The organism is Bifidobacterium sp. SO4 (assembly GCF_018555355.1).
Taxonomy (GTDB): Bacteria; Actinomycetota; Actinomycetes; order Actinomycetales; family Bifidobacteriaceae; genus Bifidobacterium; species Bifidobacterium miconisargentati.
On record NZ_JAFEJP010000013.1, the window covers coordinates 1 to 12,281 of the forward strand.

The 12,281-nt window shown below is 61.8% G+C and carries 13 protein-coding genes; 4 read left to right on the plus strand and 9 right to left on the minus strand.

The window, feature by feature from the left end; translation table 11 throughout:
* Nucleotides 1–195 precede the first annotated feature (195 nt).
* Nucleotides 196–1,350, plus strand: a complete 1,155-nt coding sequence (locus JS536_RS08700; protein ID WP_214356609.1) for a hypothetical protein — start codon at nt 196–198, stop codon at nt 1,348–1,350.
* Between the two features lie 92 nt (nt 1,351–1,442).
* Here the strand turns inward: JS536_RS08700 and JS536_RS08705 are convergent, their stop codons facing one another.
* On the minus strand, nt 1,443–3,053 hold the full coding sequence (locus JS536_RS08705) for a hypothetical protein (protein ID WP_214356610.1): 1,611 nt from the start codon (nt 3,051–3,053) through the stop codon (nt 1,443–1,445).
* 369 nt (nt 3,054–3,422) lie between these two features.
* Between JS536_RS08705 and JS536_RS08710 the strand changes: the two genes are divergently transcribed.
* The gene (locus JS536_RS08710) at nt 3,423–3,689 is read left to right on the plus strand and encodes a hypothetical protein (RefSeq protein WP_214356611.1); all 267 of its coding nucleotides are present in this window, start codon (nt 3,423–3,425) and stop codon (nt 3,687–3,689) included.
* A 34-nt stretch (nt 3,690–3,723) separates the two neighbouring features.
* Nucleotides 3,724–3,888: a hypothetical protein gene (locus JS536_RS08715; protein WP_214356612.1), complete on the plus strand. Its 165-nt coding sequence runs from the start codon at nt 3,724–3,726 to the stop codon at nt 3,886–3,888.
* 13 nt (nt 3,889–3,901) lie between these two features.
* Here the strand turns inward: JS536_RS08715 and JS536_RS08720 are convergent, their stop codons facing one another.
* From JS536_RS08720 to JS536_RS08735, 4 genes are all read right to left on the minus strand, one after another.
* Complete coding sequence (locus tag JS536_RS08720) at nt 3,902–6,142, minus strand: serine/threonine protein kinase (protein ID WP_214356613.1); 2,241 nt, start codon at nt 6,140–6,142, stop codon at nt 3,902–3,904.
* On the minus strand, nt 6,129–7,166 hold the full coding sequence (locus tag JS536_RS08725) for a zinc ribbon domain-containing protein (RefSeq protein WP_214356614.1): 1,038 nt from the start codon (nt 7,164–7,166) through the stop codon (nt 6,129–6,131). The genes JS536_RS08720 and JS536_RS08725 overlap by 14 nt, the downstream gene beginning before the upstream one ends.
* A gap of 196 nt (nt 7,167–7,362) precedes the next feature.
* Complete coding sequence (locus JS536_RS08730; protein ID WP_214356615.1) at nt 7,363–7,698, minus strand: hypothetical protein; 336 nt, start codon at nt 7,696–7,698, stop codon at nt 7,363–7,365.
* Complete coding sequence (locus JS536_RS08735; RefSeq protein WP_214356616.1) at nt 7,695–8,726, minus strand: Abi family protein; 1,032 nt, start codon at nt 8,724–8,726, stop codon at nt 7,695–7,697. Before JS536_RS08735 ends, JS536_RS08730 begins: the two co-directional genes overlap by 4 nt.
* A 540-nt stretch (nt 8,727–9,266) precedes the next feature.
* Here JS536_RS08735 and JS536_RS08740 point away from each other — a divergent pair.
* Nucleotides 9,267–9,872: a recombinase family protein gene (locus tag JS536_RS08740; protein WP_214356617.1), complete on the plus strand. Its 606-nt coding sequence runs from the start codon at nt 9,267–9,269 to the stop codon at nt 9,870–9,872.
* Nucleotides 9,873–10,030: 158 nt separating this feature from the next.
* Here the strand turns inward: JS536_RS08740 and JS536_RS08745 are convergent, their stop codons facing one another.
* The 4 genes from JS536_RS08745 to JS536_RS08760 all read right to left on the minus strand — a co-directional run bounded on the left by JS536_RS08745 (nt 10,031) and on the right by JS536_RS08760 (nt 11,987).
* Nucleotides 10,031–10,213 (minus strand): hypothetical protein, encoded by a 183-nt coding sequence (locus JS536_RS08745; protein WP_214356618.1) that lies wholly within the window; start codon nt 10,211–10,213, stop codon nt 10,031–10,033.
* A 320-nt stretch (nt 10,214–10,533) separates the two neighbouring features.
* Nucleotides 10,534–10,719, minus strand: coding sequence for a hypothetical protein (locus tag JS536_RS08750; protein ID WP_214356619.1), 186 nt, complete (start codon nt 10,717–10,719; stop codon nt 10,534–10,536).
* A 2-nt stretch (nt 10,720–10,721) separates the two neighbouring features.
* A complete protein-coding gene (locus tag JS536_RS08755; RefSeq protein ID WP_214356620.1) occupies nt 10,722–11,558 on the minus strand; it encodes a hypothetical protein in 837 nt (278 codons plus the stop codon).
* A gap of 48 nt (nt 11,559–11,606) precedes the next feature.
* On the minus strand, nt 11,607–11,987 hold the full coding sequence (locus JS536_RS08760; protein WP_214356621.1) for a hypothetical protein: 381 nt from the start codon (nt 11,985–11,987) through the stop codon (nt 11,607–11,609).
* Nucleotides 11,988–12,281 lie beyond the last annotated feature (294 nt).

Consider the following 12,281-nt stretch of genomic DNA (forward strand, 5'->3'; position numbering starts at 1 on the left):
CTGCCGCTTCGTCGCCATGCTGATCCTGTCTTCCATACGACAAGCCAAACAGACCAACCCGGTTTCGCGCTCACTCCAGGTGAGGCACCACTACCCATTTCGCGCTCAAAAAACGTGAGGCACGTCGCGTTGCTCTACCAACGATCTTTGGCAGGTTAATATGGAATGCCATACGAAAACGAGGAGTAAGATTTTATGCTCGACTTGGATGGTATCAACAAGGGGCTTGACGATTTGAAGCGTCGCGCCTCCGAGTCAAAGACGCTGAAGAACATCGCCAACTCCGACGCCGTGCGTAACGCTGCTGCCGGCGCGTCGGATGCTGCCGCCGGTGCGGCGGACGCGGTCGCGAAGGCTGCGCAACGTCTGGAGGAATTCGCCAAGTCGAACGAGCGTAAGTCCTCTGGTGTGCGCTCATCCGAGCGGATGAGCGATGTGAAACCCTTCGCTGCATCTGATGACGGAAAAACCGGGGCGAGTTTGCCGGAGGATGGTCCGGAAATCATCCCGGTGACCGAGATCGTGGATGCGGGAGGCCCTTCGAAACCGTCCGATGGCGGTGCGCGTCACGGTGGCCGCCACGGCGGTCAGACTTCGAAAGCCAAAACGACTAAAAGTGATCGTGTTTTTCTGATTGCCATGATTGCCGTAATCGCCGCGTGCTTCCTGTACCTGGGTATTTCCGCGCTGTTGGATTCGCACGATGATGCGGGGTCGGAAACACAGCAGACTGTCCAGACGACGCCCAAGGCATCAGAGACGCCGGAAGCTGATTCGTCTAAAGATGCTGAGGCGAAGCCGGAGACGGTGGACACGGGCGCACTCGTGGGCCGTGACGCCCGCGACGTCATCACCGATCTGCAAAACAAGGGTTTGACCGTCGACACCCGTTATGTCGCGAACCGTGACGCCGACCACACGTCCGACGTACTCGCCGACACCAGCACCAAGTACGTGGTTAAGGAGGCCTCGCAGACAGATTATATGGTCACGCTTATCGTGGAGGCCGACTTGGCCGCGTCGAAATCCGACGATTCCAGCGATTCCGGTTCGTCCGGCTCGGAGTCGTCTTCCGATACGGGTACCGGCTCCTCGGCGGGCGCGAGCATGACCGCCGCCGTGCGTGTGGCCTGCAATCAGGCCGGTGAACGCGCCTTCCCCTACGGATTCAAGGCGCATGGCATCACCGGCGTGGTCCAGGAGGTCACCCTGGAAGCCGATGGCACGTACACGTACGTTGTCATGGCGGACGTGAAGAACGCCGCCGGACAGAAGCAGGAGCTGCAGGTCACTTGTACGGCAGTGTCCCTGCCCGACGGATTGAGCGCCCAGATCGTCGCCGCCAACTGAAAACTTCGAAAGTCGCGGCCGCAACGACATGACAGGGAACTCCCGCATCAGTGGAAGGACCTTTCATTCCTCCCCTGTGAATGCTGGTGGCGTCAGGCTCTCGCTTGGTCGACCGAGTCGAGCAGGTGGAGGATGTTGAGGTCCTTCAGGCGTTTGTCGGCCGTGAGTTGGTCTGCGGGGCGGGCGCCTTGGTTGGTGTCGGTGTCGTAGACGATGGTGTCGGCCAGACGGGTTGGTTTGTCCGTCCTGTCGTGGGCGGGTTTAGGGATCGTCTCGGCGTTGGTCTCTGTGTCGGCGGCGCATTCGTCGCAGACCGGCAGCCCGTCGATGGCATGGGACATGCCGCCGAACTGTCCGCAACGGGAGCAGGCGTGGATCGCCGCGAGCCGGTAGAGGAACAGCAGATTCGTCATGAGCGTCACGGGACCCGCCTGCCCGTTCCCTGCGGCCGTCGCGCCGGCGGCGGAATGGCCGCTGTCGGACTGCCAGTGGATGCGGGGCAGGCCGAATTTCGTGTCGATGCCGGTGATGCGGAAGTCGTCGAGTCCCGGGTCGATGATCTGCTGCATGTCGCGGATGAGTTCGGGGCCGAATGCGAGCTTCCACCCGTCGGGCAGGCCGTAGAGGGGAGCGGCCCAGGTCCAGTGGTGTTCGAGGACGGTGTCGAGCATGCGTTTGGTGGTGTGCGCGACGAGGAGGTGGCGCAGCAGGGGCATGCTGATCTCGCTGGCGAGGATGCGTTGGCGGTCCTGTTCGGTGAAGTCGTACAGGTGCTCCCAGGTGTCCGTGCTGTCCCCGGACGGGTCGATCACATTCAAGACGGTACGGTACGTGAAGCAGTCGCGGGTCCACTTGTGGATAAGCCCGATAACGGTAGAGCGCGGGGTCTTCAAACGGGAATTGCCGTCGTATTCGGCCTGAAGCGCGTAGCTGAGCCGGCGGTCGTGGGCCTGAAGCGCGGGCGAATCGTCCGGCGTCCAATCATAATCATCCATACTGGGATCGCACCGGTATTCCAGGGCGATGAACTCGGCACTCAGGTCGTTCATGCGGTCGTGCTGCGTGTCGGCGAGCTGCCAGTCCTCCTGGTCGTCCACGGGATACGTGCCCTGACGGCAGGCGTACCGATCCATCGGATCCGTGACCAGATCGCCGTCGCTTTTCCTTGGATCCTGTTCCATGGTCTCGTGGATCTCACGGCGTTGGTCGGGGTCGGGCCAGGCCAGGGGCTCCAACATGAGCAGACGCTCCCGCCAGACACGGGCCGCCCGGTTCATGCGGTCGAACTCGTAGGATTCGATGGCCTCGCGCTCCTCGCACAGGGCATGCCATTCGTCCGTGTAAGCCCGGTATCGTGCGTCGTCGCCGTCCCGCTTGGCGCGGTAGGCGAGCAGGCTCACACGTTCCAGGAGCCGGGAGAGGGCCTTTTCACCGTCCTCGAACACGCGCATCGCGCCGCGGGCCGATACGGGTTCGCGTGGGGAGCGTCCCTCGGCGATGTCGTTCTGAATGGTCCGGCTGACCTGACGGGCGAGGTATTGGAGCGCGGCCTCACCGTCCGGCGAGCTTACGCCTTCTATTTCCGGGTATTCCAGGCAGGACGCGGTGAACGCGAGCAGCTCCTCGTCCCACTCGACCCGGTACGTCAACTCGAACGCGGGATCATTGCTCCAGATACCCCAGTAGGCCATCCTCAACCCCATGGTCGGCTCCTTTCCGTTTTTTTGACGGATCTCCTGTCCCGATTCTCTCTCGGAACGTCCTACCTGTCATAACCGGACAACTCCATGTTTGGCATGCGAGACTGCCGGGTGTTCCGACGGTGTGTTTCGAACCGTGACAGTGGAACCGGGATTCCAGCCCGATGATCCGCATGAGGGTTCCGCGGTGATTTCCGGTACCGGCCCGGCTGCTTCGATGGTGCGTTCTTGGGTGCCGGCATGGCGGAATCGTTGGCTCCTATCGGTAATCACGAAGTACGTGATCGCCGGCAAGGAGTGGGGTCGAGGTTGGGCATGGGCTTTTCCTTGTAATGTGTGACAATTAACACCAACGCGGAGAAAGAAGCACCGATGAGCAACCTCAACCTCGAAAACCTCGAAGACAGCGTCCTCTACGACCTGTTCTATGAGGTCGGCTCCATCCTCGGAGGGTCGCTCCTGGCGAAGGAACGCGAAGCAAGGCAAGAGGGCGACCTCGAACGATACCGGAAATTCCACGAGGAACGCATGGCGATGCGCCGGGAACGCATGTCGGTCAAGTCCAATGACCGCGCGCTCCAGATCGAATGCAAACGCAAGTGGGATGCCCGCGTGAAGGAACTCAGGGAGTCCCGATGAAACTGCTACCAGAGGGCGGGTAGGATACGGTGTTATGACTGTGGTTTCAGGAAGTCATGCGCATCGGAAGACGGTCGGCGGATGGGTGCTCACATCCGCCGACCTCGCGGAATTGGAACGTCTCGAGGACGAACTCGAACGTTCGCTCGCCGAGATCGACGAACGATTGGAACGGCTACGCGGATCCTGGCGCGGGTGACTTGACGGGTCCGTCAGTTGTTCCATGTCACGAATGGAAGACCGCTTTCCAACTGGTTGTTGAGCAGCATGGGGTCGGTACCGCCATTGATGACATTGTCCAGCAATTCCACGGTTTCCTCGGGCATAGCGGAACGATCAGAGGCGTCAGGGAATCCCGTGTACTCGCCGCAAGGAGTCATGCCTGTGGCGTCGAGCCCCACATTGCGGTGACGTAATCCATTCTGGATTTCGCTCTGGCCCGGTGCACCTTTCAGTTTCAGTGAAGAGGCATCACATTCCAGTGTGTAGGTGCCATTCTTGTTCTTCGTGATCGTCTTGAACCGTCCAGTGAACGTTGCGGTGTCGACGGTTCCGTTGGGATAATCGTCGCCGGTTTCACCCATGGCGGAGGCGCTGTATTTGCCGGTGAACGTACCATCCTTCGCCAGGGTGAGCATTGTGCTTCGGCCGCCGGCTCCGCCGGACAGGATGTACTTTCCTGCAAACGTGGCGAAATCAGTTGTAGCTTCGGCTTTAGCTACGGATTGTGAATCGGATGATTCCATCTTCGATTCCGTCGTCTTTGCCTCGCTGATTACCTTCTCGTCGAACAAATTCCAGTCAATGGGGTTTTCGATAAGGTAGTAGACGTTGTTCTTGTTTGGCGCGTCCTTGAAAGCGGCCATCTTGCCATCGTAGTTCGGTATGAACGACTTCGAGAAGTCGGTGTATTTTGTGTTATCGCGACGGATGATGTAGGGTCTGTCCTTGTCTGGCTCATACGTGGATTTCCCATCGAAATATCCGTTGGATTTCAAAGTCTTGAGGTCGGCGTTGACGGGCATGTACAGGAGGAATTCTTCCGGTTTGTAAGTGAGTCCGGTGTTTTCTCCATACCCGTCTACTGCGGTGCCGTTTTCGCAGTGGTAGGAAGTCGCTCCTCCGCCGAATAGCTTGTCGCCGCAGTAGGAGAACCCGTCTCCCTCGTGCAGTTCGAAGGCGCCGGTATCGCCGGATATGAGCCATCCCTTCATATACGTCTTCTGGAATTTGTCGTCGGTTTGGTTGGATGGGACGCATCCCCAGTACCCGTTCTGCATGTATGGACAGGTCTTCACGTCGTGTTGCCAGTCGCCGTTCGTCATATCGATGGTGCCCGACACCTGTGCGGAAGACGAAAGGTACGGAATGAGATTGAAGCAGTCTCCGCCATCCGTGCAATATTCACCTTCAAGACGGTTCGTAAGGTTGGCGATGGTGACCTCACGGCCATAATCATCCACCTTGTGTGTGAGCACGTCGTATCGCTTGGATGCGTCGACGCCGTAGTAGAGGGTGACGTCCTTGGTGTCGGTCTTCAGGCCGATGGACGGGTTGGCTCCGACGATTTTGCCGAGGTATTGGCGGCTGGAGAAGCGGGGTTCCATGGTGACCGTGTAGCCCTTGTCCTCGAGTGCGCTTTGCGCGTCGTTCATGTCCTGTCCGGCGATTTCGACGGGGATGCCCTCGCCTTCGACGCCGACTCCCAGATGGATGCCGTCCTGGGTGTCGGTGACCGGGTCTCCGTCGGCGGGCGTGGTGATGACGACTTGGCCGGGTTTGTCGGAGACGACCTCGTGTTCGGTGAGGGTCACGCCCATGCCTTTGAGGTTGTCTTCGGCTTTGTCGGGCGTGAGTCCGACCGTGCCTTCGGGCACGCCGGGGCCGGCGGATTCGACTACCGTAACGGTGCTGCCCGCGCTGAGCCTGTCGCCCGGCTTGACGCCGTCGAGTCCGAGGTAGGAGCCCTTCTTGGCCCCGGCGTACTGCTTCTTGCGCACGACCTTGAACCCGTGGCCCTCGAGCTGGGATACCGCATCCGAGGCGGTGTCCACGCTGATCTGGGGTACGGTCTTCGGGCCGAATACGTTCCAGGCGACCAGGCCGCCGGCTACCACGCAGATGGCGATCAATGCCGCCAGGATGGTGATGAGGATCGCGCGGCGACGATCCGGTTTCACGGCCATGGTGGTAGCGTCGGTGCCTCCCGCTTGCGGCGTCGGGTTTGCTGGGATCGGCGGCATGGGTACGGGCGCGACGGCGCCGGCCGCCGGCGAGGGCGTGCCTGGAGCGGCCATGCTGGTCGGGGAGGCGGCGGGAGCCTGTGCGGATGGTTCCGGTACGGACGTCTCCCTGAGGGTGTGGGTGTCGTCGGTGGGGGTGAGGGGTTTGCCGCAGCCGATGCAGTATTTGCTGTCGGGCTGGTTCCGGGTGCCGCATTCAGGACAGGACATTGGAGATCGCCCCCATGAAGGTCAGGCCGAGCGCGCCGGCGACGATGGCGGTTAGGATGATGCTGATGATGGTCTGGAGGATGGCCATGAGGAACGTGGTGAGGAACCGGAGCCATTGGCCGTCGAGCTTGCGGCGGGACTCGCCCTCCCAGACGAGCACGTACACCCAGATGGACTGCGCCCACGAGGCCAGCGACCAGACCGCGAGGGCGAGCGGGTCCAGGTGCACGAGGGCGAGCAGGAGCGCGGCCGTGTACGAGACCGTCCACGGGGACAGTCGGTGCGCGTACCCGTCATGCAGGGACGCGAACGTGTCGGGCGAGGCCATGATCGCGCGCGTCAGGCGCAGGCAGCCGAGCGTGGCGTACAGGAACGCGGTCGTGCCCAGCCAGATCCCGAAGAACAGGGCCGTGCCAGCGCGGGTGACCAGGTCGTCCACGTAGTAGGCGATCTCGTAGGGCATGTAGTAGCCGAACTCGTCATAGATATGGCCCAGGATCACGATGAACGTCAGGGCCGAGATCGCGGTGGTGGCCAGGATGACCGCGATCCCATACCACGCCTTGCCGCCGCCCGTCTCGGACGGTCTGGTGACGAACGTCTTGAACCATTCGCCGAACGCGCGCGCCTCGGCCTTCGCCTTCTCCTGCTGCTCGGGAGTGAGCAGTGGCTTGACCTCGGAAGGCTGTGGGACGCCGGCAGACGGGGTGGCCGGCGACGGTGCCGGGCCCGGGATCGATGACGGGGCGGCCGGGGCCGGGACGGACGGCTGCGCGGGAGCGGGAATCGGCCCGGAGACGGATGGAGGCACCGGGATGGACGGCTGCGGCAGGACCGTTGGCACAGGCATGGGCTGCGCCGCGACGGTCGTGGGTGCCGGGGTGGACGGTCGGATGGATGGTTGCGGCTGCTGTGGCGCGGCGTGTGCGGGCGATGCGGCTGCGTTGGTTATCGGGGTGCCGCAGCCGCGGCAGAAGCGCGCCTCGTCGGGGCTTTCCGTGCCGCATTTCGGACAGGTGTACATCGGTGTTCCTCCCTCTCTCAATGGGTGAAAACTGGTTATGTGGAATGTTTTAGGGGATTGCCGTCCCTGAAACGCCGTGACGCCCGGAATATCGCGGGTAAAGAGGCGTCAATCGGGGTGGTTCCGGCCGGTGGCTGGCTCGGTTCCGGATTCGTCAGTGGAAGCTGAGGCGGGCCGTGTTCCGAAGCTTTTGCGGTCAGCTCCGGCGGTAGCGGTCGATGACCTGCTGTGCGGCCTGACGATCGGGGCCGTCCCGCCCGTCGAGGGGAAGGATGCGGTCGCGTTCGACGGTCATGTTCTTGAACATCATCGGCTCGTCCTCGTCGATGATGTCGTACGACCATTCGTTGCCGAAGAAGTCGTGATGGTTGACCCCGCATACGACGCCCGTATGCGTCCTCCCGTCGAGCTCGAAGGCCACACGCGCATACCGTTCGAAGACGATGCTCGCGCGGTTCAGGTCGACGTGCTTGGCGGCGATACTGCCGGCCGCGCGGCCGCCGCCGGTATCCGTCTTGGTTCGGCTTCTCACTTGCTCTCCTCGATGGTGGACAGGTCGAAGTTCCACAGGATCTGGTCCTTCCAGTGGTCGGGGATGCCCATGGTCTTGTTCGGGCTCATGCCGGGCACGTCCGTGGGGAACGCCTCGAGGCAGTGCTTGAGGTTCAGGGCCTCGTCGTCGTCACCGAGGTTGCGCAGCATGTACGCGATGACGGCGATCTGCCCGTAGATCCGGGTGTAGCGTCGGGACTGCTGGAATTCGCGGTACGTCTCGTAGCTCATGCGGGACAGGTTCTCGAGACACCGCAGGTATGCCTCGTTGGCCTGCTTGGCGTGTGCGAGTTCGGGGCGCTGCTCCCAGTTCGGGATGTTGTCGAACTCGCGGTCGAACAGGCGCTCCTGGTGGGCGACGCTGTTGCGCAGCTCGGTCAGGGTCGGGAACCAGGAGCGCAGGGCGCCGCGGGAGACGCCGAAGTCGGCGGCGATCTCGTCGCGGTCCTCGGGCTTCATGCACAGCATCAGGCTGATGAGGTTGCCCAGGGTCATGGCCTCGGTTGCGGCCCACAGGGGCATCTGCCCGTCGTAGTCGTTCCTGAAGTGCTCGGCGTAGTCCTCGTCGTTGCGTTCGGCCTCACGGGCGAACGAGCTGGCGAAGTTGGCGTAGGCGACCACGTCGATGTTGTCCTTGAGCATCGCGGGCTTGAGATAGGCGAATGCATCGCGGCGGCCCAGCACGTATCCGGTCTTGACGCGCAGGGCGACCTCGATCTTGCTCAGCGCGGAGTACAGGGCGGCGCGCAGCTGCTCGTCATACCGGTACAGGCGCATGACATGCTCGAAACGCGCGCCATCGACGAACTCGTCGAGCCGCTTGCCGGTGGCCGGGTCGATCCTGCGCAGCGGATACCAGTAGCCGCTCAGACGGTAGTAGCCGATGCGGGCGAACTCCATCGCGTACTCGTGCGCGTCGGTCATGCCGCGTTCCTCCACGCGGCTGATCTGCTCGTCAAGGCTCAGCCAAGGCTTGTCGTAATGCGGCTTGTGGTTGTTGCGTCCCATGTGTTCCTCGCTTCCGGAAAGATCCTGCACGCGCCGGGCGTTCCCGCCGCGTCGTCCCGGCCCTCTCGCCGTGACACTGAAGACAACCGGACAACACGGCGTGACGGCTTGGAATCGCAAACCGCCTTCATGATTTCTTCACATTCCGGTACGAGGTATGTGCCATCCGGGAGGAATAGTCAGACGGGATTCGTCATGTCGTGTGAGATGGGAGGTGCCTGTCCGGGCTTTGCCGTCGGAGGGGTGAGTCGTCTTCGGTGTGGATGGCCGCAGTGGTTTCATATACGGATGCGCGACGGGTGAAGGGTATTCATCAAATCGTGATTTGACAAATCACGATTTGATGGAATGGGGCAGCATGGAAGACTCCGCGGTCGGCGGGCATGTGACGCTTGGTGTCCGAAAACGACCGTTTGCGGACACCTGACGTGCGAATCGAGGCGCGTCTCCGACACGCCGGGCGAATGTGTATCAAAAACCGTCCCGTAAACAACGTATTAATATTCGGTGCATTTCACGGGTTGTGATACGTTTGCGGGTATGGGAAAGCGATTCGGGTACGCCAGGGTGAGCACGAACGGCCAGACGGCCGACCTCCAACGCGACGCATTGGACAAGGCCGGGTGCGACCGGCTGTTCGTCGACGTCGCCTCGGGCGCCAAGGCCCACCGGCCCGAACTCGACCGGATGATGGAACTCTTGAGGGAAGGCGATGTGGTCGTCGTCTGGAGGCTCGACCGGTTGGGACGCAGCGTGCAGAACCTCGTGGAGCTCATGAACCGGTTCCAGCAGATGGGCGTCGGGTTCGTCAGCCTCAACGAGGCCATCGACACCACCACGCCCGGCGGGATTCTCGTGTTCAACATCTTCGCCGCCCTCGCCCAGTTCGAACGCGACCTCATCCGTGAACGCACCAACGCCGGCCTCGAGGCCGCACGCGCCCGCGGACGAAAGGGCGGCCGGCCCACCAAGCTCGACGGCAGGCAGGTCAGGGAGATCCGACGCCTCTACGAGTCCAGGACGGTGACCGTCAACCAGATCGCCGCCATGATGGGCGTCGGCCGCGCCACCATCTACCGGGCGCTCGAACGGGGAGATGTGTCTGACGCAAGGCGGAGTGCGTCGGTTGGCACCTCCCGTGCATGAGCATTAACTTACTGTGCTTGTAAGCAAGTTGCTTACGAACAACTTGTTCACAAACACAGTAAGAATCTGAGATGCGGTTAACCGCACCGCATGCGATGGCACAAGTTATATTCGGTTTGTAATGGCGGTCGGCCAGAGAAGATGTCGGTCATGTCATATCACCACTCGCCGTGGCGGACGATCTTGTATGTGCCGTCGCCGAAGAAGAAGCCGGAATGGCGGTCGATGAAGTCCTCGGCCTCGTCGATGGACACGTCCTCGAGCACCACTTCGTCGGTGAGGAAGCACCAGCCTTCCTTGATCACGTCGTACGTGTTGAACAGGCTCGACAGGAAACTCATGATGATTGTCCTTTCAGTAAAGAGGATTTCTTGCTGTTACCCCTTCCAACCGGACAACTCATGCAGAGCCGGTGGAGAGATGCAGGACGGGAGTCTCGTGATTTCCCGCCCTACAGTCCGATCCGGCCCCAAGCGAGGAAGTAGGAGTGGAAGACCTCGCGGACCTGGGACGGCGTGGACTGTTCATCGAAGTACACGTTGCGGCTCGTGGCGTCGAGGATCAGATGCAGCCGCAGCGCGAAATGACGAGGGCAGAAGTACAGCTTGTATAGGCCGCCGGGCTTGCTGCGGTCCGCGATGGCCAGCCAGTACTTGGGTGTCTAGTCGCATTCTCCGATCGGGAAGCAGCAGCTTTCGCCGCCGCCTCCACGGTCGTCGTCCTCGAAGAACCCACCGCGGATGATGTCGTCGAACGAATCGTCGACCTCTTCCGGAGTTGCCGTTACGGTGGCCACGGTTGTGGCGGTCATCGGCATGGCTGCCGGCATCGGTTTCGTCATGGGCATCGCTATCGTTTCCTTTCTTTGAGGGCCCGTTCGTGGACGGGGCATGCGGGCAGGTTTTCCTTGGTGAGAGTGCGCGGGTTGAGGAATCCCGCCTGGATGCGTTCGATCAGGTCGAGGCAGTTGGCGATGTCCAGTTCCACGTCGTCCTCGTTGAGGAACGTGTCCGGGTCGAAGTATTCGGGATACGTGTCCATCTGCCAGCGCAGGGACTTGCCGTCATACACGGCGAACTCCACGCCTGCCCCGTCGCTGTAGTACATCCAGGAGATCACGGCGTGCGCGGGCAGGGGAAGCACCAGGCCGGAACGGCGCTCGATCAACGCGACGACGCTCTCCTCGCGGAGCTCGTCGTCATCGGTGAGCATATGCTCACGTTCGAGTTCGGCCAGATGCATCACCGAGAAGTACTGGTGGGCCGACTCCCAGTCCGGCGTGATTCGGTCGCCGTCCTGCTGGTAGCGCAGGCACAGGTCCGAGGTGCAATGCCAGTTCACCGGTACTTTGGTACGCAGCACGGTCTGGTCGAACGCGACATCGTTCATGGAACCCCGCTGCACGCGGGTCTCCGAACCCGTATCTCTGCCTTCACCGTCCTCCTTCCACATGTGCTGGTAGAGGACGAACGCTTCGGGAGACCCGTACCGGTTCAGCCGGTAATGGTCGAAATTCTCGAAGCCCGTGACCTCGAACTTGGGCATGATGCCGCCGATCAGGTCGAACTCGTGCTGCAGCCGCTTCAGGCTCCCCGGACGGGAGGTGTCACTCACCCAGATGAGGCCCTGCGCGTGGCATTCGTGGTTGATGACCCGCTCGCGGTCATGCTTGTCGTTCTCTCCCAAGGTGTTCTCCTTTCCGGTTTCGTTGTCCTGCGCTGCCGTGGGCTGGTCCTATTTTTCGAAGTCGTCGAGGGTGATGCCGAGCTTGCTGAAGTCGAGCTTGTCGAGCGCGACGGGCTCCGTGCTGTCGATGAGGTCGTCCTCGTAGAACCAGGGACGGCTGACGACCTGATAGCCGTCGAGCAGGTCCTGCTCCTCGTCCGGATCGGTCAGATCGAAGCGGTCGGCGAGGTCCCAAGCCTCGTCCACGCTGCTCACCCACGTGCCGTTCATCGCGTCGTCCTCCCATGCGGAGTCGGTGCCGTCGAGATCCGGATCCGAGAGGAACGCGCGGTCACTCGCGCGGCGAACCGCGTACTCGAGTCCGGCCGCCTTGGCGCCCTCCGGCAGGCTTTCGGTATCCGGCGCGATCAGAATGACGTTCATGGTCATGATGGTTTTCCTTTCTTCTTTTTCGTCCGGGGTCCTTCCCCGAACGATTGTCTTTCCGTCACCCGGGCTTTCCGCGTGACACTCTGAGCAACCGGACAATCCCGCAGATGGAAGGTTTTACCTTGTCTTTGTCGGCGTGTCGCGTCGTTGCGACGAGGTGATGAACATGCTGGCTCACAGCCGACCATGGCCACCGGCTTCAGCGCCGGTGTGGCAATCGGTCCTATCAGTGTGTTGTCCGGTTATTGAAGGTGTGTGGCCGGAAGGTCCGGTCACACAGGAAAGGAAGGAGAC